This window comes from Paraburkholderia kururiensis JCM 10599 = LMG 19447 (genome assembly GCF_003986935.1).
In the GTDB taxonomy this organism is placed as follows: domain Bacteria; phylum Pseudomonadota; class Gammaproteobacteria; order Burkholderiales; family Burkholderiaceae; genus Paraburkholderia; species Paraburkholderia kururiensis.
In genome coordinates this window covers 58,189-84,409 of sequence record NZ_RJZE01000022.1, presented here as the reverse complement: position 1 = coordinate 84,409, position 26,221 = coordinate 58,189, and the positions used below count along the sequence as shown (strand labels likewise).

General features: G+C 66.5%; 26 protein-coding genes. 17 read left to right on the top strand and 9 right to left on the bottom strand.

The window, feature by feature from the left end:
* Nucleotides 1-113: 113 nt before the first annotated feature.
* On the bottom strand, nucleotides 114-302 hold the full coding sequence (locus tag PKKP23_RS24650; protein WP_126878809.1) for a hypothetical protein: 189 nt from the start codon (nucleotides 300-302) through the stop codon (nucleotides 114-116).
* A 191-nt stretch (nucleotides 303-493) separates the two neighbouring features.
* On the opposite strand from PKKP23_RS24650, the gene PKKP23_RS24645 reads away from it, so the two are divergent.
* Nucleotides 494-1,240, top strand: a complete 747-nt coding sequence (locus PKKP23_RS24645; protein ID WP_126878808.1) for an SDR family NAD(P)-dependent oxidoreductase — start codon at nucleotides 494-496, stop codon at nucleotides 1,238-1,240.
* A 182-nt stretch (nucleotides 1,241-1,422) separates the two neighbouring features.
* Here PKKP23_RS24645 and PKKP23_RS24640 read toward each other — a convergent pair whose 3' ends face one another.
* Nucleotides 1,423-2,586 carry a porin gene (locus PKKP23_RS24640; protein WP_176049070.1) on the bottom strand — a complete coding sequence of 388 codons (1,164 nt, stop codon included), beginning with the start codon at nucleotides 2,584-2,586 and terminating at the stop codon, nucleotides 1,423-1,425.
* A gap of 220 nt (nucleotides 2,587-2,806) precedes the next feature.
* Here PKKP23_RS24640 and deoC point away from each other — a divergent pair, with 220 nt between their 5' ends.
* The 8 genes from deoC (at nucleotide 2,807) to PKKP23_RS24600 (ending at nucleotide 12,656) form a co-directional block, all read left to right on the top strand.
* Entirely contained in the window at nucleotides 2,807-3,817 is a 1,011-nt protein-coding gene (gene deoC, locus PKKP23_RS24635; protein WP_126878807.1) for a deoxyribose-phosphate aldolase, read from the top strand.
* Nucleotides 3,818-3,861: 44 nt separating this feature from the next.
* Entirely contained in the window at nucleotides 3,862-6,291 is a 2,430-nt protein-coding gene (locus PKKP23_RS24630) for an aldehyde dehydrogenase family protein (RefSeq protein ID WP_126878806.1), read from the top strand.
* Nucleotides 6,292-6,405: 114 nt separating this feature from the next.
* The gene (locus PKKP23_RS24625; protein WP_126878805.1) at nucleotides 6,406-6,891 is read left to right on the top strand and encodes an RbsD/FucU family protein; all 486 of its coding nucleotides are present in this window, start codon (nucleotides 6,406-6,408) and stop codon (nucleotides 6,889-6,891) included.
* The gene (gene rbsK, locus PKKP23_RS24620; protein WP_126878804.1) at nucleotides 6,888-7,886 is read left to right on the top strand and encodes a ribokinase; all 999 of its coding nucleotides are present in this window, start codon (nucleotides 6,888-6,890) and stop codon (nucleotides 7,884-7,886) included. Before PKKP23_RS24625 ends, rbsK begins: the two co-directional genes overlap by 4 nt.
* Nucleotides 7,887-7,937: 51 nt before the next feature.
* Nucleotides 7,938-8,996 (top strand): ABC transporter permease, encoded by a 1,059-nt coding sequence (locus PKKP23_RS24615; RefSeq protein ID WP_126878803.1) that lies wholly within the window; start codon nucleotides 7,938-7,940, stop codon nucleotides 8,994-8,996.
* Between the two features lie 58 nt (nucleotides 8,997-9,054).
* A complete protein-coding gene (locus PKKP23_RS24610) occupies nucleotides 9,055-10,056 on the top strand; it encodes an autoinducer 2 ABC transporter substrate-binding protein (RefSeq protein ID WP_017775425.1) in 1,002 nt (333 codons plus the stop codon).
* A 1-nt stretch (nucleotide 10,057) separates the two neighbouring features.
* On the top strand, nucleotides 10,058-11,599 hold the full coding sequence (locus PKKP23_RS24605) for a sugar ABC transporter ATP-binding protein (RefSeq protein ID WP_126878802.1): 1,542 nt from the start codon (nucleotides 10,058-10,060) through the stop codon (nucleotides 11,597-11,599).
* 25 nt (nucleotides 11,600-11,624) lie between these two features.
* On the top strand, nucleotides 11,625-12,656 hold the full coding sequence (locus tag PKKP23_RS24600; protein WP_017775427.1) for an ABC transporter permease: 1,032 nt from the start codon (nucleotides 11,625-11,627) through the stop codon (nucleotides 12,654-12,656).
* Nucleotides 12,657-12,763: 107 nt separating this feature from the next.
* Here the strand turns inward: PKKP23_RS24600 and PKKP23_RS24595 are convergent, their stop codons facing one another.
* The gene (locus PKKP23_RS24595) at nucleotides 12,764-13,486 is read right to left on the bottom strand and encodes a DeoR/GlpR family DNA-binding transcription regulator (protein ID WP_017775428.1); all 723 of its coding nucleotides are present in this window, start codon (nucleotides 13,484-13,486) and stop codon (nucleotides 12,764-12,766) included.
* A gap of 306 nt (nucleotides 13,487-13,792) precedes the next feature.
* Here PKKP23_RS24595 and PKKP23_RS24590 point away from each other — a divergent pair, with 306 nt between their 5' ends.
* Together PKKP23_RS24590 and PKKP23_RS24585 are read left to right on the top strand one after the other, a co-directional pair.
* Nucleotides 13,793-14,224, top strand: a complete 432-nt coding sequence (locus tag PKKP23_RS24590; protein WP_017775429.1) for a DoxX family protein — start codon at nucleotides 13,793-13,795, stop codon at nucleotides 14,222-14,224.
* Nucleotides 14,225-14,252: 28 nt separating this feature from the next.
* The gene (locus tag PKKP23_RS24585; protein WP_017775430.1) at nucleotides 14,253-14,522 is read left to right on the top strand and encodes a hypothetical protein; all 270 of its coding nucleotides are present in this window, start codon (nucleotides 14,253-14,255) and stop codon (nucleotides 14,520-14,522) included.
* Between the two features lie 30 nt (nucleotides 14,523-14,552).
* Here PKKP23_RS24585 and PKKP23_RS24580 read toward each other — a convergent pair whose 3' ends face one another.
* From PKKP23_RS24580 to PKKP23_RS24570, 3 genes are all read right to left on the bottom strand, one after another.
* The gene (locus PKKP23_RS24580) at nucleotides 14,553-16,067 is read right to left on the bottom strand and encodes an MFS transporter (protein WP_126878801.1); all 1,515 of its coding nucleotides are present in this window, start codon (nucleotides 16,065-16,067) and stop codon (nucleotides 14,553-14,555) included.
* A 115-nt stretch (nucleotides 16,068-16,182) separates the two neighbouring features.
* A complete protein-coding gene (locus tag PKKP23_RS24575) occupies nucleotides 16,183-17,484 on the bottom strand; it encodes an MFS transporter (protein WP_126878800.1) in 1,302 nt (433 codons plus the stop codon).
* A gap of 351 nt (nucleotides 17,485-17,835) precedes the next feature.
* Nucleotides 17,836-18,741 carry a dihydrodipicolinate synthase family protein gene (locus PKKP23_RS24570; protein ID WP_126878799.1) on the bottom strand — a complete coding sequence of 302 codons (906 nt, stop codon included), beginning with the start codon at nucleotides 18,739-18,741 and terminating at the stop codon, nucleotides 17,836-17,838.
* Between the two features lie 211 nt (nucleotides 18,742-18,952).
* On the opposite strand from PKKP23_RS24570, the gene PKKP23_RS24565 reads away from it, so the two are divergent.
* The 6 genes from PKKP23_RS24565 (at nucleotide 18,953) to PKKP23_RS24540 (ending at nucleotide 24,044) form a co-directional block, all read left to right on the top strand.
* Nucleotides 18,953-19,921 carry a 4-hydroxyproline epimerase gene (locus PKKP23_RS24565; RefSeq protein WP_126878798.1) on the top strand — a complete coding sequence of 323 codons (969 nt, stop codon included), beginning with the start codon at nucleotides 18,953-18,955 and terminating at the stop codon, nucleotides 19,919-19,921.
* Nucleotides 19,918-21,057 (top strand): NAD(P)/FAD-dependent oxidoreductase, encoded by a 1,140-nt coding sequence (locus tag PKKP23_RS24560; protein ID WP_126878797.1) that lies wholly within the window; start codon nucleotides 19,918-19,920, stop codon nucleotides 21,055-21,057. Before PKKP23_RS24565 ends, PKKP23_RS24560 begins: the two co-directional genes overlap by 4 nt.
* Complete coding sequence (locus PKKP23_RS24555; RefSeq protein ID WP_126878796.1) at nucleotides 21,050-21,367, top strand: 2Fe-2S iron-sulfur cluster-binding protein; 318 nt, start codon at nucleotides 21,050-21,052, stop codon at nucleotides 21,365-21,367. Before PKKP23_RS24560 ends, PKKP23_RS24555 begins: the two co-directional genes overlap by 8 nt.
* Complete coding sequence (locus tag PKKP23_RS24550) at nucleotides 21,364-22,659, top strand: FAD-dependent oxidoreductase (RefSeq protein WP_126878795.1); 1,296 nt, start codon at nucleotides 21,364-21,366, stop codon at nucleotides 22,657-22,659. The genes PKKP23_RS24555 and PKKP23_RS24550 overlap by 4 nt, the downstream gene beginning before the upstream one ends.
* A 141-nt stretch (nucleotides 22,660-22,800) precedes the next feature.
* Nucleotides 22,801-23,613, top strand: coding sequence for an AraC family transcriptional regulator (locus PKKP23_RS24545; protein ID WP_240659131.1), 813 nt, complete (start codon nucleotides 22,801-22,803; stop codon nucleotides 23,611-23,613).
* A gap of 71 nt (nucleotides 23,614-23,684) precedes the next feature.
* Nucleotides 23,685-24,044, top strand: a complete 360-nt coding sequence (locus PKKP23_RS24540) for a hypothetical protein (protein WP_126878794.1) — start codon at nucleotides 23,685-23,687, stop codon at nucleotides 24,042-24,044.
* Between the two features lie 27 nt (nucleotides 24,045-24,071).
* Here PKKP23_RS24540 and PKKP23_RS24535 read toward each other — a convergent pair whose 3' ends face one another.
* From PKKP23_RS24535 to PKKP23_RS24525, 3 genes are all read right to left on the bottom strand, one after another.
* Entirely contained in the window at nucleotides 24,072-24,350 is a 279-nt protein-coding gene (locus PKKP23_RS24535; RefSeq protein ID WP_017775440.1) for a hypothetical protein, read from the bottom strand.
* A 144-nt stretch (nucleotides 24,351-24,494) separates the two neighbouring features.
* The gene (locus PKKP23_RS24530) at nucleotides 24,495-24,827 is read right to left on the bottom strand and encodes a hypothetical protein (RefSeq protein WP_017775441.1); all 333 of its coding nucleotides are present in this window, start codon (nucleotides 24,825-24,827) and stop codon (nucleotides 24,495-24,497) included.
* A 165-nt stretch (nucleotides 24,828-24,992) separates the two neighbouring features.
* Nucleotides 24,993-26,189 (bottom strand): porin, encoded by a 1,197-nt coding sequence (locus PKKP23_RS24525; protein WP_168724597.1) that lies wholly within the window; start codon nucleotides 26,187-26,189, stop codon nucleotides 24,993-24,995.
* Nucleotides 26,190-26,221: the final 32 nt, after the last annotated feature.

Sequence of the window (26,221 nt, the reverse complement as noted above, 5' to 3'; positions counted from 1 at the left end):
TCTACGCATGCCGCGTGCGCGAGACGCTCCGCAGCTTGCGGTTTCATTCGGCGGCGACCGGCGTGCCGAACACCGTGGTCGTGCTGACGAACGAGAGCACGCCGAGCTCCGGTCTACTCCGTCCGCCGTCTACTCCGTATACGCAGCGGCACGGCGATCTTATCGAGCATGGCGGTTGCTTCGTCGTTGCGGCCCGCGACCACGGAATGCGATGCCGACATGCGAAGCGAGGCAGAGGCCAGTGTGCTCATGGTCGCGATGATGACCCAAGCCCGCGGCGCGACCATCACTTCGAACGTCATGGTTTGTCTGCGGCATGTGTGAGTCGCGCCGCAGGTCCGCCGCCGATTGTTCGGCGCATCCGGCCAATGTATTCGTGCTGCGCACATTTATCGCCGCTCGACGCCGGGATAGATTCACACCGTCGCACTGCATACACACGGAACGCGTCGCGTTCCCTGTACCCACTTACGCATTTTCGAAGGAAACGATCATGAGCAAGCTGACTGGCAAAGTCGCCGTGGTGACCGGCGCATCGAAGGGCATTGGCGCGGGCATCGCGAAGGCGCTGGCTGCCGAAGGCGCTTCGGTGGTGGTCAATTACGCATCCAGCAAGGCCGGCGCAGACGCCGTCGTGGACGCCATCATCACCGCAGGCGGTAAAGCAGTCGCCGTAGCGGGCGACGTGTCGAAGGCCGCGGACGCCGAGCGTATCGTCAACACCGCAGTCGAAACCTATGGGCGCCTCGACGTTCTCGTGAACAACTCGGGCGTGTATTCGTTTGCGCCGATCGAAGAGATCGACGAAGCGCATTTCCATCGGCAGTTCGATATCAACGTGCTGGGCCTGCTGCTCACCACGAAGGCTGCCGCGAAGCATCTGGGCGAGGGCGCGAGCATCGTGAACGTCAGTTCGGTGGTGACGCGCATCACGCCGGCGTACACGACCGTCTACTCGGCCACGAAGGGCGCGGTGGATGCCGCGACCAGTTCGCTCGCGAAGGAACTCGGCCCGCGCAAGATTCGCGTGAATGCCGTGAATCCGGGGCTCATCGAGACCGAAGGCACGCATGCGGCCTCTGTGATCGGCTCGGACATGGAGAGCAGCGTGCTCGCGCAGACGCCGCTTGGCCGCATCGGCCAGCCCGACGACATCGCGCGCGTGGTGGTGTTCCTCGCCTCCGACGATTCGCGCTGGATCACGGGCGAGCATCTGAACGCGAGCGGCGGCGTGCGCTGATCTTTCACGGCGGGCGTGTGTGCGCGGTCCAACACGGTCTGCTGTTCACACGCTCTGCCGGGCGTTGCACCCACAGTCGTAAAGAAAGAAAAAAGACCCGCAGGGCAGGTGCCCATGCGGGTCGCAAATCCACTACGCGTGGAGGATGAGCTGTTCTTCTGCGCGTGCCAGCAAGCGCGTATTTAGAAGCGCGTACGAATGCCGCCCGTCACCTCGACCTGGTTGTTCGAGCCGAACGTGCTGCCCACCGTATAGCCGCCATGCAGGCGCATGTAGTCGCCGGCCAGGTACACTTCCGTGCGCTTCGAGAAGTGATAGAACACCGAACCGTACAGCGTCTCCTTGAAGCCGTTGTGCAGCCCCGAGGCGGGATCGAACGTGCCGAGGTTCGCGTTCGGAATGTCGCCGTCCGAGTTGTATGCCGCGTTGTGCACGCGCATCTGCTGGTAGCCGAGTTCGTAGTCGAGCGGGCCCTTCGGCGAAAGCTTGAACGACACGGTCCATGCGTTGTCCTGACGCTGGCCGAGCGAGCCTTGATCGCCCCAGTAGCGGAAGTAGCCGGCGTTGGCCCGCAGAATGCCGAACGTGTAGTTGCCGCCCACCGAGAAGCTCTGGTTCGCGAAGCCCTGCTTGTTCACGTGGCTATAGAACGTGGACACGGCAAAAGCATCGCCGTTGTAACCCAGCGCGCCCTGATACACCGAATTGAGACCGAAGCTCGTCTGGTTGCCGAACGCGTAGCCCGCCGACGCGAAGATGCCGTTGTTGAAGAGCTTCTTCCACGCGAGGCCGTTCGAATAACGCGTGCCTGTGGGCCCGGCCGCGTAGAAGATCATCTGCTTGAAGTTGTTCGAGTTGGTCCAGCCGCCTTCTTCCAGTGAAAGTTTCGACGAACCGTACGCGTCGCCATAGATGGCCGATGCGTCGCGCGCAATCGTGTTCTGGAAGCCCGCCGTGATCTTGCCGAACGTATCGTTCTGCAGACCTACCCATGCGTCGCGGTCGAACAGCTGACCCGGGTCTTCCATCTGCCCGTCCGCCACGCGGTATTCCGCTTCAAGCCGGAAGATCACCTGCGTGCCGCCGCCAATGTCTTCCGCGCCGCGCATCCCGAAGCGGCTGCCGCTGAACCACGGCTCGCCGCCAATGCCCATGCCGATGACGTGATTGCCGTTCGCGTCGGCATGCGACTGGTAGGTCGGCACGCTCAAGTCCATGAGCCCATAGAGCTGGACGCTCGATTGCGCGTATGCGCTGCCTGCCGCGAACGCGACCGTCGCCGGTACCGCCAATGCGAGATGCTTCTTCCTCACGATCGTCTCCTCATTCACTGCGTTGAAATGGATGAATGGGGCCGATTCTCGCGGGGGGAAACCTTCACGCCACTTTCACGACGTGCGCGTCCACGCCTGGTGAAAACACCGAGGGCATGCGGGGCGGAAAGTGAGGGAAAGCGGAAAGAAATAATCGTAACGACGACTTGTTACGATCCTATCAGTCGATGTAGGATGCATGCGAGCAAACCGTCAATTTCTGTTTTGCATTGCACAAGATCAGGTCGTGACGATGTCCGAAAGTCCCTCTTTGCCGCTGTCCGTCATCGCGTTGCATCGCGGTTCTGCCGCACATGGCGAATGCAATCCCGGCGTGCCGTTCGACGCCGGCTGGTTCGACAGCCTGCGGGTGAATGCGTCGGCGGTGGAACGCCGTACCTCAACGCTCGCCACGCGCCGCACCGTCAAGAAAGACGCCCAGGCCGCGTGGCTGCTCAAGGCCATCACGTGCATCGACCTCACCACGCTCAACGGCGACGACACCGAAGGCCGCGTGCGCAGGCTTTGCGCGAAGGCGCGCCATCCCGTGCGCGACGACATTCTGGAAGCGCTTGGCATGGCGTCCGCCGGCATCACGACAGGCGCCGTGTGTGTCTATCACCGCTTCGTCGCAGCGGCTGTCGACGCACTCGAGGGCAGCGGCATTCCGGTCGCGGCCGTGTCCACGGGCTTTCCCGCAGGGCTCACGCCGCATGAATTGAAGCTCAAGGAAATCGAAGCGTCCGTGGCGGATGGCGCTGCGGAAATCGACATTGTCGTCACGCGCGAACACGTGCTCACGGGCAACTGGCGCGCGCTCTACGACGAAGTGCGCGACTTTCGCGCCGCCTGCGGCCGCGCGCATCTGAAGGCCATTCTCGCCACCGGCGACATCCGCACGCTGTCCAACGTGGCGCGTGCGTCGATGGTCTGCATGATGGCGGGCGCCGATTTCATCAAGACCTCCACCGGCAAGGAAGGCGTGAATGCCACGCTCGACGTGTCGCTCGTGATGGTGCGCATGATCCGCGAGTATCTGGAGCGCACGGGCTTCGCAATCGGCTTCAAGCCGGCAGGCGGGGTGTCGAGCGCGAAGTCCGTGCTCTCGTATCAGATCCTGATGAAAGAGGAACTGGGCCGCGAATGGCTCGAACCGGCGCTCTTTCGCATTGGCGCATCGAGCCTGCTTGCCGACATCGAACGGCAGCTCGAACACCACGTGAGCGGCCGTTATTCGGCCTTCCATCGTCATCCGCTCGCATGAGCGCCTAACCAACACGACGACCACGCCTGCCTGAATCACCCACCATGACCACGAGCGTAGCGGAGTATTTTTCATCGATGGCCTACGGCCCCGCCCCTGAGGACGACGGTCCTGTGCGCGCCTGGCTCGCGCAGCACGAGGCCGGGTTCGGCCATTTCATCGGCGGCGCGTGGCGCGCGCCGGTCGAAGGCGAGCGCTTCGCCACTCACGCACCCGCCACCGGCGAATTGCTTGCGCACGTCGCGCAGGGCAGCGCGGCCGACATCGACGCCGCCGTGGCCAGCGCACGTGCCGCGCAGCCCGCATGGCAGGCGCTGGGCGGCACGGGCCGCGCGCGACATCTCTACGCACTCGCACGCATGGTGCAGCGGCACAGCCGGCTCTTCGCCGTGCTCGAATCGCTCGACAACGGCAAGCCCATTCGCGAGACGCGCGACATCGACGTGCCGCTCGTCGCGCGTCACTTCCTGCATCACGCGGGTTGGGCGCAGCTTCAGGAAACGGAGTTCGCCGAGTGGGCGCCGCTCGGTGTGATCGGTCAGATCGTGCCGTGGAATTTTCCGCTGCTGATGCTGGCCTGGAAGATTGCGCCGGCGCTTGCCATGGGCAACTGCGTCGTGCTCAAGCCCGCCGAATACACGCCGCTCACGGCGCTGCTGTTCGCGGAACTGGCGCAGCGTGCCGGCTTGCCCGCGGGTGTGCTCAACGTCGTAACAGGCGACGGACGCACGGGCGCGGCGCTCGTCGAACATCGCGGCGTAGACAAGATCGCGTTCACGGGGTCCACCGAAGTGGGCCGGCAGATTCGCGTGGCCACGGCGGGCTCGGGCAAGGCGCTCACGCTGGAGTTGGGCGGCAAGTCGCCGTTCATCGTGTTCGACGACGCGGACCTCGACGGCGCCGTGGAAGGCGTGGTGGACGCCATCTGGTTCAACCAGGGCCAGGTGTGCTGCGCGGGCTCGCGCCTGCTCGTGCAGGAAGGCATCGAAGCGCGTTTCGTCGAGAAGCTCAAGCGCCGCATGGCGACGCTTCGTGTGGGGCCGTCGCTGGAGAAGAGCATCGACATTGGCGCGATCGTGGACGACGTGCAGCTGCAACGCATTCGCGCGCTCGTGGAACGCGGCCGCGCCGAGGGTTGCGATATCTGGCAGCCGCCGCACGTGGAGATGCCGGGCGAAGGCTGCTATTACCCCCCTACGCTCGTCACGGGCGTGGGCAGTGCGTCGGTGCTCGCACAGGAGGAAATCTTCGGCCCGGTGCTGGTGACCATGAGCTTTCGCACGCCCGACGAAGCGGTGGCGCTCGCGAACAACACGCGCTATGGCCTCGCCGCAAGCGTATGGAGCGAGACCATTGGCCGCGCGCTCGACGTCGCGCCGAAGCTTGCTTGCGGTGTGGTCTGGGTGAACGCGACGAACCTCTTCGACGCGGCCGTCGGCTTCGGCGGCTATCGCGAGTCGGGCTTCGGCCGCGAGGGTGGACGCGAGGGCATTTACGAATACCTCCAGCCGCGCGCATGGCTCACGCTTGCGAAACGGCCGGCACAGCAGCAGGCCGTTCTCGCGCATGCCGTGGCGGTAGAAGACGACGCAGACGAAGACAGCGAGCACCCGGCTTCCACGACGACCGCCGTGATCGACCGCACGCCGAAGCTCTTCATCGGCGGCAAGCAGGTGCGGCCCGACAGCGGCTATTCGTTGCCAGTGCATGCGCCGGACGGCCGCGTGGTAGGCGAGGTGGGCGCGGGCAACCGCAAGGACATCCGCAACGCCGTGGCCGCGGCGCGCGCGGCGCAAGGCTGGTCGAACGCGACGGCGCACAACCGCGCCCAGGTGCTCTACTACCTCGCGGAAAACCTGGCCGTACGCGGGGAGGAGTTCGCGCATCAGCTCGTGCAGCGCAACGGTGCGTCAGCCGACGCGGCACAGGCCGAAGTGGACGCGGCAGTCACGCGGCTTTTCACCTATGCTGCGTGGGCCGACAAGTTCGACGGTGCCGTGCACACGCCGCCAATGCGCGGCGTGGCGCTGGCGATGCACGAGCCGCTCGGTGTAATCGGCGTAGCGTGCCCGGACGAAACGCCGCTGCTCGCGCTCGTGTCGCTCGCTGGGCCTGCGCTTGCGATGGGCAATCGCGTCGTGCTGCTGCCGGGCGAAAGGGCGCCGCTCGTCGCGACGGACTTCTATCAGGTGGTGGAAACGTCGGATGTGCCGGCCGGTGTGCTGAATATCGTGACGGGCGAGCGCAGCGCGTTGCTGCCCGCGCTCGTGCGTCACGACGACGTGGACGCGGTTTGGTGCTTCGGCAGTGCGGCGCATGCGGCGCTCGTGGAGCGCGAGTCGGCGGGCAACCTGAAGCGCACGTTCGTGGACCACGGGCGCGTCTTCGACTGGTTCGACCGCGCGAGCGAAGGCCTGCCGTTCCTGCACGAGGCGGTGCAGGTGAAGAACGTCTGGATTCCTTATGGAGACTGAGTGCGGCGCAGGTTTCACGGTTGGGCCTCGCGTGCCCGATGCGCCGTCTGATTGCCAGGCAGACTGAATAAACCGAACAAACCGAAAAACCGAACAAAGAGTAGGAGACAAAACGTGCTGAAGAATCTCGACCCGCTTTTGAGTGCCGACGTGCTGCATGCGCTTGCGTCGATGGGCCACGGTGACGAAGTGGTGATCTGCGATGCGAACTTTCCCGCCGATTCGGTCGCGCGCGCCACGGTACTCGGCAAGCTGCTGCGGCTCGACGGCGTGGACTCGGCGCGCGCCATTCGCGCCGTGCTCTCGGTGCTGCCGCTCGACACGTTCGTCGACGATCCTGCACTGCGCATGGAAGTGGTCGGCGAGCCGAACACCATTCCGGCCGTTCAGCGCGAGGCGCAGGCCGAAGTGAACGCAGCCGAAGGGCGCGACGTGCCGTTCGCTTCCATCGAACGCTTTGCCTTCTACGAGCGCGCCCGCAAGGCCTACTGCGTGATTGCCACGGGCGAGCAGCGCGGCTACGGCTGCTTCGTATTCAAGAAGGGCGTGCTGCTCGCGCCGGATGCCCCGTCGCAGGCCAGCGCGGGGAACCGGTCATGAATGCGCCGGCAACGCAGCCGCGCGGCCCGGGTGGACCAGCCGGACCAGGCGCCGCCCGCGTGGTGATTCTCGGCATCTACGTGACGGACCTCACGTTCCGTGCGAGCCGCATGCCGCTGCTCGGCGAAACCATTGCGGGCACGGCGTTCAAGATGGGGCCGGGCGGCAAGGGTTCGAATCAGGCGGTGGCCGCGGCGCGCGCGGGCGCGGACGTGGTGTTCTGCACGCGCATCGGCAACGACGCCTTCGGTGCCATTGCACGTTCGACGTGGACCGCCGAAGGCATCACGGCGCGCGTGCCCGCGGTGGCGGACGGCGTATCGACGGGTGCAGCCCACATTTTCGTGGACGACGCGACGGGCCAGAACGCGATCATCGTCGCGGCCGGCGCGGCCGATCAGCTCTGCGCCGCGGACGTGGACGCCATCGAAGCCGATATCGCCGCCGCGCGCGTGTTCGTCACGCAACTCGAACAACCGGTGGCGGCTGCGCGTCGCGGGCTCGAACTGGCGCGCCGGCATGGCGTGACGACCGTGTTCAATCCCGCGCCCGCCATGCCGTTCGACGACGACCTCTACGCGCTGTGCGACTACATCACGCCGAACGAGACCGAGGCAGCCACGCTCACGGGCATGGCCGTCGAGAGCGTCGACGATGCGCGGCGTGCCGCCGACGCGCTGCTCGCCAAAGGCGTCGGCACCGCGATCATCACGCTGGGCGAGAAGGGCGCGCTCTTGCACTCGGCCACGCGGTCGGTGCTGCTCCCGGCGTTTCAGTGCGGACGCGTGGTGGAAACGGCCGGTGCCGGCGACGGCTTCACGGGCGGCTTCGCGGCGGCGCTCGCGCGCGGCGAAGATGCGCTGTCGGCGGTGCGTTTTGGCTGCGCGCTTGCGGGCATTTCGGTGACACGTCCGGGCACGGCGCCTTCCATGCCGACGCTCGACGAAGTGAATCGCGTGCTTGCGCAAACGGGCGAGGCTTCGCACGTGCATTGAACCGCGCTGCGCCTCACGCGCGGTGTCATCGTCAAAGGAGTGGTGGTTGCGATGAAGCGTTCGTTTTCGCCGGGAGCGTTGCTCAAAGACCGGCAGCTGAATTTCCTGCTCACCGTGAACGTGCTCGTCGTGCTGGTGGCGACGTTCCTCTCGCACGGGCAGTTCGTGAGCCTCGACAATCTGCAGTCCATGGGCGGCCAGTTGCCCGAACTCGGCCTGCTCGCGCTCGGCATCATGCTTTCCATGATCTCGGGCAACGGCGGCATCGACCTTTCGGGCGTGGGGCTCGCCAACCTCTCGGGCATGATCGCGGCGCTCGTGGTGCCCAGGTTCGTGAGCGGCGACGACCAGCCGGGTCTCTACACGGCGCTCTTCTGCGTCATCGTGATTGCAATGGGGTTCGTGGGCGGCTTGCTGAACGGCATCGTGATTGCGCGGCTGCGGCTCACACCGATTCTCTGCACGCTCGGCACGCAACTCCTGTTCACGGGTATCGCGGTGGTGCTGAGCAACGGCGCCTCGGTGCACGTGGACTATGTCGAACCGCTCTCGGACATCGGCAACGGCACGGTCTGGCAGGTGCCCATTTCGTTCTGCATCTTCATCGCGGCCGTGCTCCTGCTGGGCTGGATCGCGAAGCGCTCGCCGTTCGGACTCAGGCTCTACCTGATGGGCACGAATCCGAAGGCTGCCTTCTATGCGGGCATTCCACGCGACCGCATGCTGATTGCCACCTACACGATGTGCGGTGTGCTCGCATCGCTCGCGGGGCTCATCAGCGTGACGCACACCCTGAGCGCGAAGTGGGACTACGGCAACTCGTATCTGCTCATCGCCATCCTGATTGCGGTGATGGGCGGCGTGAACCCGGCGGGCGGCTATGGACGCATTGTCTGCGTGTTCTTCGCCGCGACGGTGCTGCAATTTCTCGCGAGCCTCTTCAATCTGCTCGGCGTGTCGCAATTCTTCGGCGACTGCGCCTGGGGCTTCCTGCTGCTGCTTTCGCTGGCGTTCGCCGGCGAGGCGCGCGTGCGGTCCATGTTCGGTTTTGTCGCGCCTCGCCGACGCAGCGCCGATAGCGGCAGCAGCGGTGGCGTGAGAACCGACTGACACGCGACTGACACCATCGATCTTCGCAGTCCACAACCAACCATAAAGGAGACATTGCATGAAACCCACTCGACTCGCCGCCGCGCTGACGGCAGCCGCGCTCGCCACGGGCATGATCGCCGCGGCCCACGCCGCGAACGAGACCATCGTCACGGTCGTGAAGGTGACGGGCATCAACTGGTTCAATCGCATGGACGACGGTGTGAAGCAGTTCGCGAAAGAGAACCCCGGCGTCACCGCTTATCAGACTGGCCCCGGCCGCGCCGATGCGGCGCAGCAGCTCAAGATCATCGAAGACCTGATCGCGAAGAAAGTGACCGCGATCGCCGTGGTGCCGTACGACCCGCCTACGCTGGAGCCGGCGCTCAAGAAGGCGATGGACCGCGGCATCAAGGTGGTCACGCATGAGGCCGACAACGAGAAGAACACGATGGTGGACATCGAAGCGTTCGACAACACCGCCTATGGCGCGGCGCTCAACGAGCGGCTCGCGGCGTGCATGCACAACGAAGGCAAGTGGGCCGTGCTGGTGGGGTCGCTCGGCAGCCGCTCGCAGGTGCAGTGGGCCGATGGCGGCATCGGCAATGCGAAAGCGAAGTATCCGAAGATGGATCTCGTGGAGCCGAAGCTCGAAACCAACAACGACGGCGAGCACGCCTATGAGGTCGCGAAGGAAGTGCTGCGCAAGCATCCGGACCTGAAGGGCTTCCAGGGTTCGTCGTCGCTCGACGTGATCGGCATTGGCCGCGCTGTCGAAGAAGCGGGCCTGCAGGGCAAGATCTGCGTCTACGGCACGGGCCTGCCCACGGAGGCCGGCAAGTTCCTCGAAAGCGGCGCCATCAACGGCATCGCGTTCTGGGACCCGAAGCTCGCCGGGCTCGCCATGAACAAGGTCGCGAAGATGCTGATCGACGGCAAGACGGTGGAAAACGGTGCGGACCTCGGCATTCCGGGCTACACGAAGGTGACGGTCTCGAAGGGACCGGGCAAGGGCATCATCGTGCGCGGCCAGGGCTGGGTGAGCGTGGACAAGACGAACTACAAGCAGTACCCGTTCTGACATGAATGCGCCCACGTCTGCTCCGCACTTTCTCGAGGTGACCGGCATCCACAAGCGGTTCACCGGCGTGCATGCGCTGCGCGGTGTGAGCCTCGCCTTTCGGCGCGGCGAGATCTATCACCTGCTCGGCGAGAACGGTTGCGGCAAGAGCACCCTGATCAAGATCATTTCCGGCGCGCAGCCGCCCGACGAGGGCGAACTGATCGTCGAGGGCGTCCGTCACGCGCGGCTTACGGCGTTGCAGGCGCTCGCGGCGGGCATCGAAACGGTCTATCAGGATCTCTCGCTCCTGCCCAACATGAGCGTGGCGGAGAACGTGGCGCTCACGTCCGAGCTGGCCGATCACGACGGCCGGCTCGCCCGCACCTTCGACCGCCGCGCGCTCGCGCGCACGGCGGCGCGTGCGCTCGAAGCGGTGGGGCTGCCCGGCGACGCCGCGTTTCAGGCGACGCTCGTCGAGCAACTGCCGCTCGCCACACGGCAACTCGTGGCGATTGCGCGCGCGATTGCGAGCGAGGCGAAGTTCGTCATCATGGACGAGCCCACCACGTCGCTCACGCAGAAGGAAGTGGACAACCTGATCGGCGTGCTCGGCCAGTTGCGCGCGCACGGCGTGACGGTGCTGTTCGTGAGCCACAAGCTCGACGAATGCTATGCGATTGGCGGCGAAGTGATCGTGCTGCGCGACGGCCAGAAGATGGCGCAAGGGCCGATTACGCAGTACACGAAGGCGCAGTTGAGTGAGCTGATGACGGGCCGCCACCTCACGAGCGAACGCTATCGGGAAAGCGGTGAGGGCGAGGTGGGCAGCGATCAAGTGCTCGACGTGAAAGCGCTCACACGCGCGGGCCAGTTCGCCGACGTCTCGTTCTCGCTGCGCGCGGGCGAGATTCTCGGTGTGACGGGTCTGCTCGACTCGGGCCGTAACGAACTCGCGCGGGCGCTTGCCGGTGTGGCACCGGCGCAGTCGGGGCAGATCGTGCTGGACGGCAAGCGCATTACGGTGCGCACGCCGTCGGACGCGAAGCAGCACCGCATCGGCTACGTGCCCGAAGACCGCCTGAACGAAGGGCTCTTTCTCGACAAGCCGATTCGCGACAACGTGATCACCGCAATGATTTCGAGCCTGCGCGACCGCTTCGGTCAGATTGACCGTGCGCGCGCCGACGCGCTCGCGCGGCAGACCGTGGACGACCTGCAGATCGCGACGCCTGGTATCGACAAGCCCGTGCAGTCGCTTTCGGGCGGCAACCAGCAGCGCGTGCTGATTGGCCGGTGGCTCGCCATCGACCCGCGCGTGCTGATCCTGCACGGCCCCACGGTGGGCGTGGACGTGGGCTCGAAGGACATCATCTACCGCATCATGCAGCGGCTCGCGCAAAGCGGCATCGGCATCATCCTGATCAGCGACGACCTGCCCGAGCTGTTGCAGAACTGCGACCGCATCCTGCTCATGAAGAAGGGGCGCGTCGCGAACGAATACCGTGCCGACCAGCTGACGGAAGCGGATCTGTATCACGCGCTGTTGTCGGAGGCCGCCTGACATGCCACCCAGTGTTCCCTCGCAGATGAACCACACCTTGACCCCACCCGCCGCCGACGACGCTCAGCCTGCCGTGAAGCACGGCTTGCGCGTGGTGCTCGCGCGCCAGCCTGAATGGTTCACGGCGGCGCTGATCGTCGTGACGTGCGGCGTGGTGGGCGCAATCAACCCGCGCTTCTTCCAGTTCGCCACGCTCTTCGACCTGCTGCACTCGGCCACCACGGTCTCGCTCTTCGCGCTCGGCACGCTCGTGGTGCTGGCCTCGGGCGGCATCGACGTGTCGTTCACGGCGATTGCGGCGCTCACCATGTACTCGATCACGAAGGCCGTGTTCGCCTGGTGGCCCGACGCGCCGTTCGTGCTGATTCTCGTGTGCGGCGCGGTGGGCGGCGTGCTGCTCGGGCTCGTGAACGGGCTGCTCGTGCATCGGTTGAAGGCGCCGTCGCTGATCGTCACGATCGGCACGCAGTATTTGTACCGCGGGCTGCTGCTCACCTTCGTGGGCACCACGTTCTTCATGAACATTCCGCACAGCATGGATCACTTCGGACGCATTCCGCTCGTGTTCTATCGCACGGCGGATGGCCTGCGCGCGGTGCTGCCGGTCTCGGTGCTCGCGCTCGTGATGGCGGCCGTGCTCACGTGGTGGCTGCTCAACCGCACGATGATGGGCCGCGCCGTCTATGCGATGGGCGGCAGCCTCGCGATTGCCGAGCGCCTCGGCTACAACCTGCGCGCGGTGCATCTGTTCGTGTTCGGCTACACGGGCATGCTGGCCGGCATTGCGGGCATCCTGCACGTGTCGAACAACCGGCTCGCCAATCCGTTCGATCTGGTGGGTTCGGAACTCGACGTGATCGCGGCCGTGATTCTGGGCGGCGCAAGGATTACGGGTGGCACGGGCAGCGTGATGGGCACGCTGCTGGGCGTGGTGCTGGTGACGCTGATCAACAGCGTGCTGATTCTGGTGGGCGTGCCGAGCACCTGGCAGAAGGTGATTATCGGCGCGTTCATTCTGCTGGCCGGCGTGCTGTTCGCGTGGCGGCGGGGGAGTTGAAGCGAGGGCAACGGATGGACGACTGAAGCAGGGCAACTGAAGCAGAGGACAACTGGCGGCGCGGCGCTTCGAGTCCAGCCGTACCCCGGCTGCGCCGCAACCGCGCATTACCGCTTGATGGCCTGTTGCCCCTTCTCGGTGATCACGGAGTCGAACTCGCCGAGCTGCGAGAAACGCACCGCTTTCACGACGCCGAACTTGCTCGAATCCACCACGAGGTGGCGTTCCACGGCGCTCGCCATGGCGGCCTGCTTGATGGCGACTTCATGGAAGTTCCAGCAGGTCACGCCGCGCGCCTCGTCTACGCCGCCCGCTGAAATGAAGGCCTTGTTGATGCCCATGCGGCGCAGCATCTCGAGGCTTTCGTCGCCCGCGAACGAATCCGACGACGGCACGTACACGCCGCCCAGCAGGATCATGCGCACGTTCGGCTTGCGCCGCAAAATCTCCGCGATGTTGAGCGAGTAGCAGACCACCGTCACCTGGAGGTCCGCGGGAATCAGCCGGGCGAGCGTGGTGAGCGTGGTGCCGCAATCCACGAACAGGGTTTCGTTGCTGGCCATGAGCTTCGCCGCGTGCGCCGAGGCCTCGGCTTTGGCCTGCGAGAAGTGATCTTTCTCGGCGTCGAGCGAGTAGCCGGGCGTGTTCGGCACGTCGGTGGCGCTCACGATGTAGCCGCCCAGATACGTGAAGCGCTCGGGGTTGGCGGCCACGTCGCGCCGCACCGTCATCTCTGAAACCTCGAGCAGCGCAGCCGCGTCGCGCAGCCGCATCACGTTCTGTTTCGCCAGCGCCTGGCTGAGTACGCGCAGGCGTTCGTCCTTGAGCATGGGGATCCTTGCGCACCATGCGCGCCGGCCCGGGAACACGGCCACACGATGCGTTATGTTTCGTTCGAATTCGTGAAAGGATTATAACAAGCGGACGTGCGTGCGATGCCCGTGGGTTTTCCCTGCGTCGTTTCTTGAAGCGCTGTTCTTGCCGCCTACCGGCCAGGGATTGCCCGCCTCGCGCCGCATCTGCCTGGAAATCCTGGAAATGGCTTCCGATCGGACATATGCTGACCCCACACGCTGCTGGAACTGACATGACCCGCAAGAGGTCATCTGCTATTTCCCCTTTTTCAGGAGCCTTCAATGACGCGACCCATCGACTCCCTGGTGATTTTCATCGCCCGCGTGGCGCTCTCCATTCTGTTTTTGTGGAGCGGCGCGATGAAGCTGCTGGGGTACGCGGGTTTCGTCAGCTATCTGCACGCGAAGGGCGTGCCGTTCGTGCAGGTAGGCGCGCCGATTGCTGTGGCGGTAGAGGTGCTCGGTGGACTCGCGCTCGTGCTGGGCGTGAAGATTCGCGCACTGGGCCTCGTGATGGCGGTCTACACGATCGTCACCGCGATATTCGGACATGACTTCTGGAACGTCACCGACGCCGCGCTGCAACGCGACATGGTGATCCACTTCTGGAAGAACGTGGCGATTGCGGGAGGCTTTCTGCTGCTGTTCGTGACAGGCGCGGGGCGCATCAGCGTGGATGGAGCGCGTGCGCCGCGTTCGGGCCTGTCGGGATAAACGAACCGTTTCCCGAAGGAGGGCGCATTTGATACAGAACTTCGACCACACCATGGGCGGCCAGCTCGTGCAGCTCTGCGCGAGCATTGGCCAGGAGCCTGCGAACCGCGTGATCATCAGCCTCGCCGATTCGGCGAAGACGCTTGTTGTGTTCGACGCGTCGGGCGTGATCGGCACGCTGAAGGCGGAACTGGAAGATCCGGAACAGCTCATCGCCGACGCCATCCGCAAGGCGAAGGACGATGGGCTGATCGAGCGCGCCATCGCGACCGGCGCGATTCAGGAGGCGCGGCTTTGAGAAGCCGGCGCAGGTAATGCGGGGCGCAGGTCAGGAGTTGCGCAACTCGCTGCGGCTTGTGGCGCCGCTCGTGGCAAGCGGCGCGGTGTGGCTCGCTTCGGGCCGCGGATGCACGACGCAGGCGAGCGCGGCGCCAATCATCAGCAGCACAACCGAGACGGCTGTCTCCACGTGCAGTCCGCTCACGATGTGCGCTGCCTCCGCGCCGCCCGCGAGCGCGCCGAAGGCTGCTACCCCCGCCGCGCCACCGGCCTGGCGCGCGGTGTTGAGCACCGCCGAGGCGGTGCCGGCGCGTGCGGGCTCCACGGAGGCGAGCACCGCGGTGGTCATGGCCGGCACGGCGAGGCCCATCCCCGACGGAATCAGCAGGAACGGCACGAGCACCGCCGCGAGCGGCGTGGCGCCGTCCACGAAATGCAGCAGACCGTAGCCGAGCGCGGCGATCAGCGCGCCTGCGATCATCGGTACACGCGAGCCGTAGTGCGCCACTACCCAGCCGCTCGCAACGTTCGACATCAGAAACCCCCCCGTGAGCGGCAGGAACGCGAGGCCCGCCTGCAAGGCCGTGTCGCCGCGCACGCGCTGCAGATACAGACCCAGCACGAACACCGTGCCGTAATAGGTGAGGTTGACGCACACGCCGAACAGCACGGCCGCACTGAAGGTGCGGTTGCGGAAGAACCCGAGCGGCAGCATGGGCGTGGCAGCGCGCGCTTCCACGCGGACGAACGCGAGCGCCGCGACCACGGCGAGCACGAAACCGCCCACCACGGCGGGATGCGCGAAGCCCAGCGGCCGCCACTCGATCACGGCGCCCGTGAAGGCGGTCAGTGCTACGACGGCGAGCAGCTGACCGCGCAGATCGAGTCCGCGCGGCGCGATGCCCGCAGGGTTGGCGGCCGATGTCGGCGTTTGCCGGACCATCGGGCGCTCGGGCAGCCACGCGAACGTAGCGACAAGCCCCGCCGCGCAGAGCGGCAGGTTGACGAGGAAGATGCTGCGCCAGTCGAAGGCGGCAATCAGCATGCCGCCCACCACCGGGCCCGCCGCAATCGAGATGGAGCCCGCGGCCGTCCACAGACCCACGGCGCGTGCGCGCAGCGTGCGCTCGTGGCCGCACGCGTGATTGAGGAGCGCCAGCGAATTCGGCAGCATGGCCGCCGCGCCGGCGCCTTGCAGCGCACGCGCGGCAACGAGCGTCGCGGCGTTGGTGGCGAGCCCGCAGGCGAGCGAGGCAAGCGCGAAGATCCCAATGCCAACGGCATACATGCGCCGGGCGCCGAAGCGGTCGCCGAGCACGCCGGCCGAGAGCATGAGTACCGCGAACACAAGCGTGTAGGCGTCGACCACCCATTGCAGGCCCGCCACGTCGGCGTGCAGGTCGGTGCCGAGTCGCGCGAGCGCGATGTTCACGATGGTCACGTCGAGCTGCGTGACGACGAAGCCGACGCTCACGGTCGCGACAATGCGCGCGAGCGTGGGCGTAAATGAGGGCCTGGGGTCAGGGAGGTGGGGGAGGTGGGGGAGATGGGGTGTCGTGTTCATGGCCCCATCGTAGGCGGTACCGCGCGCGCGATGTTTCGCGCTGACCTGAAGTGTGGATGAAGGTCGGGCGCCCGCCATGCGAGCGCCTCGGCCCTGCTACTTCAGCGCTCGAGGATCAACGCGCCACGCGCGCGTCCTTGATGAAGAGCGCGGTGACGGCGCCCACCACGCAGAGCGCCGCCACATAGAACGTCGGCGCCATCGGCTCCGACTTCATCAGCAGCGACACCACGATCGGCGTGAGGCCGCCGAACACCGCATAGGCGACGTTGTACGAAAACGAGATGCCCGAGAAGCGCACCACGGGCGGGAATGCCTTGACCATCACGAACGGCACCGCGCCGATCGTGCCGACGAAGAAGCCCGTCACCGCGTAGAGCGGCACGAGCATCGACAGGTCGGTGCCGATCTGACGGAACATCGCGTAGTAGAGCGCCGCGAGCGCGAGGCAGCCCACGATCAGCGTTGGGCGCGCGCCGATGCGCCCCGCCATCGCGCCGCTCACGATGCAGCCCGCCGTCAGGCACAGCGTGGCGACGCTGTTGGCGAACAGCGAGGTGGCGGCGTCCACGTGAAACTTCTTCTGGAGCAGTGTGGGCGTCATGAGGATCACGACGACGATGGCCGCCGACAGCATCCACGTGAGCAGCATCGAGACGATCACAGCCCGCCCGTGGTCGCGCAGCACGGCCTTCAACGGGATTTCGGCGGCGAGCGTCTGGCGGGCTTTCATCTCCGCGAACACCGGCGTTTCATGCAGCCAGCGGCGCAGCCACACCGAAAGGAGGCCGAACACGCCGCCCAGCAGGAACGGCAGGCGCCACGCGTAGGCCGAGATTTCGGCGGGCGCGAAATGGCGATTCACCGCGGCCGCGACGAGCGAGCCCAGCAGGATGCCCGCCGTCAGGCCCGACGTGAGCGTGCCGCACGCATAGCCGATGTGCCGCGACGGCACGTGCTCGGAGACGAACACCCACGCGCCGGGCACCTCGCCGCCCACGGCCGCGCCTTGCAGCACGCGAAAGAGAAGCAGCAGCACCGGTGCCATCACGCCGATCGTCGCGTAGGTGGGCAGCAGGCCCATCATCAGCGTGGGCAGGGACATCAACAGCACGGAGAGCGTGAACATGCGCTTGCGGCCCAGCAGGTCGCCGAAGTGCGCCATGACGATGCCGCCCAGCGGCCGCGCGAGATAACCGGCCGCGAAGATGCCGAAGGTCTGCAACTGGCGCAGCCAGTCAGGAATGGACGGCGGAAAGAACAGTTGCCCGATGGCAGGGGCGAAGAACACGAAGATGATGAAGTCGTAGAACTCGAGCGCGCCGCCCAGCGCGGCGAGGCCGAGCGTCTTGTAGTCGGCGCCCGTGAGTGCGCGGGCAGGAGCGGGCGTGGCGACGCCCAGGTCGGTTGCTTGCATGGCCGGATAATCGTTGGAATGAAAGGTCACGCATTGCGCGTGGCGTGTAGCGGTGCTCGGGCGGGTTGAAGCCCGAAAAAGGCGCGGGGTCGGCACGAGGCGCACGTTCTGTACGCCCGGGTAGGGCGGCAGAGCGGAGGCCAACCCGCGATTTTACAGGATGTAAGTGGGGGCTTCGGAGTGTGGGTGTGGGTGCAAGGCGGCGGGGCCAAGAACGACGGCCCCAGAACGATGGCCCCGCCGCGGGCCTCGATGACAAGCGTTGTTGCGGGGAGCCGCAGCCTGCCTGAAGGGGGCCGAGGGGAGGAAGCGGCACCTGTGCCGCCGACGCGATGCCCCCGGCCGCTTTCTTCAGATCTGCGGCAACGCCGGACGCGTTTCGATGGCGCGGCGGATCAGCGTCTCCACGGCTTCGCGCTCCGCGCCGGCGAGCGGCAGGCGCGGCGGACGCACGGGCTCGGTGCCCAGACCCACGATGGCTTCCGCGAGCTTGATGTTCTGCACGAGCTTGGCCGACACGTCGAGCGCAAGCAGCGGCGCGAACCAGCGGTACAGCGTGCGCGCTTCTTCGAGGCGCCCCGCGCGGATCAGCCGGTAGATCGCCACGGTCTCGTGCGGAAATGCGCACACCAGACCCGCCACCCAGCCGTGCGCGCCCATCAGTATCGCCTCCATGGCCAGGTTGTCGACGCCGCACAGAATCGCGTAGCGGTCGCCCACCACGTTGATGAGGTCCGTGACGCGCCGCACGTCGCCGCACGATTCCTTGATGGCGACGATCTTCGCTTCGTCCGCGATCTCGGCGAACATTTCCGGCGTCATGTCCACGCCGTAGGCGAGCGGGTTGTTGTAGATCATGAGCGGCAGCGGGCTCGCGTCCGCCACCATGCGGAAGTGGTTGAGCGTTTCGCGGCGGTCCGAGAGGTAGCGCAGGCCCGGCAGCACCATGTAGCCCGCGGCACCGTGTTTTGCGCCTGCTTCGGCCTGGCGGCAGCCGTCCAGCGTGCTGTTTTCCGCGATGGTGAGCAGCACCGGCACGCGGCCACGCGAGGCGTCCACGGCGATGTCGAGCACCTCCAGCTTCTCGTCGAGCGAGAGCGTGGACGCTTCGCCCAGCGACCCGCACACGATGATGCCGTCCACGCCCGCGTCGATTTGCGCCTCGATGTTCTTCTTCGTCCACGCACGGTCTATGCTGAAATCCGCGTTGAACTTGGTAGTGACTGCGGGCATGACGCCTTGCCAGATATGTGCCACGACGGCTCTCCTCATGTGATCGATGGGTTGCAGTGTAAGCAGCAGCGCGATGGGCGTCTTGCGTCATTCGCGCATCGCGCATGACGATTTCCGCACAGGCCGCGGGAGTCGGCCCGGCGCCCTTGCCGGATCGATGCATTGTGCAGAAATCGTCATGCCGGGCGCGCAACGCCACCAAGACGCGCGGCAAGCGGGTTCCTACCATCAGGGCATGAAAACGCTCGACATCATCGACTCCCACACCGGCGGCGAGCCCACGCGGCTCGTCGTGTCCGGCGGTCCCGAGCTGGTTCACTCGGGACAAGGCCCGCTCGCCGAGCGGCTCGACACTTTTCGCACGCAGTTCGACCACTGGCGCGCGGGCATCGTCAACGAGCCGCGCGGCTCGGACGTCGTGGTGGGCGCGCTGCTGTGCGAGCCGCACGACCCGCAATGCTCGGCCGGCGTGATCTTCTTCAACAACGTGGGCTATCTCGGCATGTGTGGACACGGCACGATCGGGCTCGTCGTGTCGCTCGCCCACATGGGCCGCATCGGGCCGGGACAGCATCGCATCGAAACGCCGGTCGGCGTGGTGGATGCAACGTTGAACGAGAACGGCAGCGTGTCGGTGCGCAACGTGCCGGCGTATCGCTACCGGCGCGACGTTGCCGTGGACGTGCCCGGCTACGGCCGGTTCACGGGCGACATCGGCTGGGGCGGCAACTGGTTCTTTCTCGTGGCGGACCACGGGCGCGCGCTCGAAGCGCGGCATATCGCCGAACTCACGGCGTTTTCGTCGGCCATGCGCGACGCGCTCGACGCCCAGCAGATCACCGGCGCGGGCGGCGCGTTCATCGACCACATCGAACTGTTCGGGCCGGGCGCGCGCGCGGGCATCGACAGCCGCAGCTTCGTGCTGTGTCCCGGCAACGCGTACGACCGCTCGCCGTGCGGCACGGGCACGAGCGCGAAGGTGGCGTGCCTTGCCGCGGACGGCAAGCTCGCGCCGGGCGCCGTGTGGCGGCAGGAAAGCATTATCGGCAGCGTGTTCGAAGCGAGCTGGGCGCCGGGCGAGCCGAACGCCGATGGACTGCCCACGGTCGTGCCGACCATTACGGGCGAGGCGTGGGTGACGGCGGAATCGCGCCTGCGCTTCGACGAGCGCGATCCGTTCGTGTGGGGCATTCGCACGGCATGACGGCCAACCGCGTAGCCGATGTGATCGTGATCGGCGCGGGCATTGTCGGCGCTGCGTGCGCCGCGGCGCTTGCGGCGCGCGGCCTGCGCGTCGACGTGCTCGAAGCGAATGGCGTGGGCGGCGGGGCGACTGCGGCGGGCATGGGCCATATCGTGGTGATGAACGATTCGCCCGCGGAGCTGGCGCTGTCCCGTTATTCGCGCGCGTTGTGGCTCGAACTCGCACCGCGGTTGCGTGAGCGCGATGCGTTCTGCCGCTGCGGCACGCTCTGGGTTGCAAGCGACGACGAGGAACTCGAGGCGGCTCGCGCGATGCAGGCGGCGTTCGCGGCACAGAACGTGGCGTCGCAATTGCTGGACGCGAGCGCGCTGTATGCCTGCGAGCCGGCGCTCGCGCCGGGCATGGCGGGCGGGCTGCGTATCGAGCACGACAGCATCGTCTATGCGCCCGCGGCGGCCGAATGGCTGCTGCGGCATTCGCCGGGGGCGGCGAACATCCGCCTGCATACCGGCGCCGAGGTGATCGCGCTGGAGCCGTCGCGCGTGGTGTTGCGCACGGGAGCGGCGTTTGGCGCGACGCACGTGGTCGTCGCGAATGGCCTTGCCGCGCAACGCCTCGTGCCGTGGCTGCCACTGCAACCGAAGAAGGGCCATCTGCTCATCACCGACCGTTACCCCGGCGTGGTCCGGCATCAGTTGCTCGAACTCGGTTACATCAAGAGCGCGCATCACGCGCAGGGGACCTCCGTGGCGTTCAACGTGCAGCCGCGGCCGACAGGCCAACTGCTGATCGGTTCGTCGCGCCAGTTCGACACGACCGATCCCGCCGTCGAGATGCCCGTGCTCGCGCAGATGCTCAAGCGCGCGGCGCGTTATCTGCCGTCGCTGCCGGGCTTGAACGCGATTCGCGCATGGACCGGCTTTCGCGCCGCCTCGCCCGATGGCTTGCCGCTGATCGGCCAGGCGGGCGGCGACCTGCACGGCGTGTGGCTTGCCGTGGGACACGAGGGACTCGGCGTGACCACGTCGCTCGCCACGGCGAACCTGCTTGCCGCGCAGATACTCGACGAGCCGCCGCCCATTCCCGCCGACACGTACGTGCCCGCGCGTTTTGCGCAAGGAGCCGGGCATGCGTGACGTTCAACGAAGCGGCACACGAGCGCAAGAAATTCGCGTGACGGTGGACGGGCATGCCGTCGTGGTGCCGCAGGGTGCCACGGTGGCGGCAGCATTAGCGGTTGCATCAGCGACTGCATCAGCGGATGCGACCCACGTGGGCGCAACACGAGGCGCACGCGTCTCCGTTCGCGGGGAGCCGCGCACGATGTTTTGCGGCATGGGTGTGTGCCAGGAGTGCCGCGTGACCATCGACGGTCGCGCGCATCGGCTTGCCTGCCAGACGCTGTGCCGCGAGGGGCAGCGGATCGAGACGATGAGGACGGAATGAGCGAACGCTACGACGTGGTGATCGTCGGCGCGGGACCCGCGGGCTTGAGCGCGGCGCGCGCGGCGGCGGGGCAAGGCGCGCGCGTGGCGATCATCGACGACAATCCGCGCGCGGGCGGCCAGGTCTGGCGCCAGGGGCCGCAGCATCCGGCGCAGCAGCCTTTGCGCACGTTGATGGACACTCTGGCGCCGGATGGGCACGTTGCGTGGTGGCAGTCGTCGCGCGTTGTCGCGCCGCTTGCGGGCGGCGAACTGCTGATCGAATCGGAACAGCACGGCGGCGTGCGCGTCTCGTACGGCCGCCTGATTCTCGCGACCGGCGCGCGGGAACGTCTGCTGCCGTTTCCAGGCTGGACGCTGCCGGGCGTCACCGGCGCGGGCGGCTTGCAGGCGCTGATCAAGGGCGGCGTGCCGGTGCGCGGCGAGCGCATCGTGATCGCCGGAAGCGGGCCATTGCTGCTCGCCGCACTTGCCACGGCACGTCATGCAGGGGCCGACGTGCTGGCGGTGATCGAGCAGGCGAGCGCGTCGGCGGTCGCGCGTTTTGCGCTTTCGTTGACGCGCACGCCGTCGAAGCTCGTGCAGGCGGCCATGCTCACACGCGGTTTCGCCGGGCTGCAGTATTGGACCGGCAGCGTGGTGCGCGAGGCGAGCGGAGCGGGGCATGTCGAACAGGTCACGATTCGACGCGGCGAGCGCGAGCTCACACTTGCGTGCGATCGCGTCGCGTGTGGCTATGGGCTGGAGCCGAATGGGCTGCTGGGTGAATCGCTGGGGTGCGCGGTGGCGGCCCGCGGCGACGGTCGCGCGCTCGCCGTGGACGATCTGCAGCGAACTTCTGTCGAGCACGTGTTCGCGGCCGGCGAATGCACGGGCGTAGGCGGCAGGGAACTCGCCCGCGTGGAAGGCGAGATCGCGGGGCTGGCAGCCGTCGACGCCGCGCCCGCCGCGCGCGCCCGCTTCGCCGAACGCGCGCGCTGGCGGCGCTTCGCGGCCAACGTGGATGCGGCCTTCGCGCTGGGCGAAGCGGCGCGCGCCGTGCCGCCCGACGACACCTTGCTTTGTCGCTGCGAGGACGTGACGATCGGCGCCGTGCGCGCACACGCGAACTGGCGCGACGCCAAGCTCCAGACGCGCTGCGGCATGGGCGCCTGCCAGGGGCGCATCTGCGCGACGGCGGCCCGCACTTTTTTCGGCTGGGGCACGGGAGCAGGCGTGGCCTCGGCTGTACCGCGTCCGCCGCTGCAACCCGCGCAGATCGGCACCTTGATCGAGGCCGCCGCCGACTCCTGAGCCCGGGCCCCTCCCGATTTTTTTGCGCCGGTGCCGGGCCCTATAATCGAGCGCACGTTCTTACCCGCTCCGGGCGCGCGGAATTCCGACATGACCATGCTGGCCGACATCATCCATCCGGCGCTGCAAGCGGCAGCCGGCATGACGCCAAACGCGGTTCCCGGGGCAGCGGGGGCCGCGGATGCGTCGGCCTCTGCCGACGCCACGCTCGAGGCCATGCTCACGCATTTCACGTTGCTCGAGCCGGTGTTCGACGCCATGCCGGAAGTCGTGTTCTTCGTGAAAGACGTGCAAGCGCGCTACGTGCTGGTGAACCGCACGCTCGCCTCGCGCTGCGGCTACAAGGACAAGGAAGCGCTGCTCGGCAAGACCGCCGAGGACGTGTTTCCGCGCCGCTTCGGCCGCGTCTATACCGCGCAGGACAGGACCATCGTGAGCATCGGCAATACGCTCGTCGACCAGTTGGAACTGCATCTGTATCCGGGCCGGCAGCCAGGCTGGTGCCTCACCTGCAAGACGCCGCTGCGCGATCCGTCGACGGGCACCGTGGTGGGACTGGCCGGCATCTCGCGCGACCTGAGAGCCGACGAGAGCAGCCATCCCGCATACAGCAAGCTCGCCACGGTCGTGCAGTACATCCAGGAAAACTACGTGCAGCCGCTGAACCTGAAGCAACTGGCGGAAATGGCGGATATGTCGGTCGCGCAACTGGAGCGCTACTTCCACAAGGTGTTTCATCTGACGCCGCGCCAGGTTTTGCTGAAGACACGTCTGGATGCGGCCACGGCGCTGCTCGTCTCTCACGACAAGGTCACCGACGTCGCCGCGCTGTGCGGCTACACCGACCACAGCGCGTTCACGCGGCAATTCAAGGCCACGGTGGGCGTGACGCCCACCGAGTACCGTGCGCTCCTGCATGCCACCGCCTCCGCCCCGGCCTCGCCGAAGGTGTGACCGGACGCCGTTGGTGAAGAACGTGCGTGGTTTCGGCCGGCCCCGGTTGCCGATCTGCTGATCGTCCCGCCATGTCCGCAAGCGAAAAGGCGCGCGCCAGACCCCGCCTGAAAGCCCATCGTTACTACGTCTACGTGGTCGAACTCGACGACACCGTCTGGAACGAGGCACGCTTTCGCCGCGCGAATCCCGAGTATCGGTTCGCGAAGCCCTGCGTTTATGTGGGAATGACCGGGCTCGATCCCGATCTGCGTTTTGACCGCCACAAGGCCGGCATTCAGTCGAACCGCTTCGTGCGTGATTACGGCTTGCGGTTGATGCCGGAACTGTATGAAGTGTTCAATCCATTGCCGTACGACGGCGCGCGCGACATGGAAGTGGAGCTGGGAATCGGCCTGCGCGAAGCCGGGTACGCGGTGTGGCAGGCGTGATCGCCCGGTGGGTTGGATCGAGGCTGATTACCGTTGCGGACGGTCAAGGCCCAGGCCGCGCAGAATGGCGTTGCCTTCAGGCGTGAGCCGGATGTGCGGCGTGCCGGCTTCGGACTGCACCTGCTCGACAAGGCCGGCTTCCTGCAACTGGGGAATCTCGGGCTTCGCGGACGCGTCGATAGGCGCGTGCAGCAACAGCAGCAACGTCGCGATTTCGTGGTGACTGAGCAGGCGGCGCAAAATCGTGCGCTTCGCCGGGGCCGCGGGCTGCGGCGCGCTCGTCAAAGTCGTGTCTTGCCTGTCCATCGGTCCACCTTCCTGGGTTGTTCGGTCGAGTTTCAGCGGATCATGCGCAGGAAGTCTTAAACGATTCTTAAAAATCGGACCGCGGGTGCAACAGCCGCTGCCATAGTGGTAACAACACGTTACACCCGCGCGGCGGCGGCTTTTTCAGGGCGCGCAGGTCTTACTCGCGCTCTCGATCCAGAGGTTCTTGATGTGCCGCTTGCCGGCGTAGAACCGGTAAGTCGTGGCGCCGTTGTCGCTGCGTACCTTGACGACGTTCGAGTCGCCGAAGTCGAGCATGGCGCCTTGCGGCAGCGCAGTGGTTTTCACGCTGCTGTCATGCTTCGAGGCTTCCACGGTCATGCATTGCACGACGCTGTCGACGGAACGTTGCGTGGTGCTGTCGATCACCGGCTCGCCCGCATCGGGGTTGCCCTGAAGGGAGGCGCACGCGGCGAGCAGCAGCGGAGCGCAGAGGGTGGCGGCGAATTTCTTCATGTGTCTCCTGATGTTGACGGGCGTGGGTTGTAACCATCCGGCCGATTATATCGGTCGCGATCAAGGTAGCTTTTGCAAGCCGTATGCCCGGCGCTTACAAAACAAAAAGCGCGCAGCCCGAAGGCCGCGCGCTTCTCTGCGCATGTAGAGGCGAAGCCGTAGCGCCTAGAACGCCACCGCGATACCGGCCATGCCGACGAACTGCGAGCGCGTGGACGACGGCGTCGTGTTCTGCGAGTCGCCCACTGCCGGCGCGGCATCCACGATGTTGCCTGCGCCCTTCAGGCCGAGCGTCTGGCCCGTGGCGTGCTGGTACGCCTGCACCGCGTAGAGCGTGGTGCGCTTGGAGAGGTGGTAGGCCTCTTTCAGCGAGTACTGCTGGTAGCGCGCGGCGCTCGAAATGCCGTTTGCCTTCGACGCCATCGTGTACGAGAACGCCGCAGCCATGTCGAACGCCGGCGTGAAGCGGTACGAGGCAATTGCGCCGTAGGAGTTGAAGACGGCCGTATCCGTGAAGAGCGAGCGGCTGCCCGGCAGGTAGCGCACGTTCGAGTAGTTCACGCCGATCATCAGGTTGCCGATCGTGTAGTCGCCGGCGGCGGCGATGTGCTGCACCGAGTGCGCCGTCACGTAACCCTGGTTCACGGCGGAGACCGCGAAGCTCGCCGTGGACGACGAGTCGAACGCCGGGCTCGTGGTGGAGACCGGGTTCACGTAGGCGTTGTCCATGCGCAGGTAGCCGGCCGCAAGGGCGATGGGGCCGTTGGCATAACGCAGCGCACCGCTGATCGTCTGGCCCTTGCCCGTGCTGCCCGCGACGCCGCCGAGCGCGTACATGGCGCTCGCCTGCACGCCGTACCACACCGGCGACGTATAGACGAACGAGTTGTTGACGCGGATGGTGGTGTCGAGCCCGTCGTAGTCGCCGGGGTGCGCGCCCGTTGCGCCCGTGAGCCAGTTGCTCGATGCGAGCGGGCCGACGAACTGGTAGTACGGCGTGTACTGGCGGCCCATCGTGAATGTGCCGTAGTTGTTGTTCTGCAGACCCACGAATGCCTGGCGGTTGAACAGCAGGCCCGACGACGATGCCGCGCCCGTGTTCAGGTCGAAGCCGGCCTGGAGGTCGAAGATCGCGCTGGTGCCGCCGCCCAGGTCTTCTACGCCCTTGAAGCCGAACTTCGATGCGTAGAGGTTGCCCTGGCGCAGGTACCAGTTCGAATGACCTTTCTGGTTGCTGACGTAGGTGATCGCGTCGTCGGCCACGCCGTAGAGCGTGACGCTGCTTTGCGCGAGCGCAGGGCCTGCGGCGAGCGCGAAGCCGGCGCCCAGCAACGCATTACGGAAGGTATCGCGAGAAGTCATCTTTTATCTCCAGCCTTGGCTTTGTTATGCAC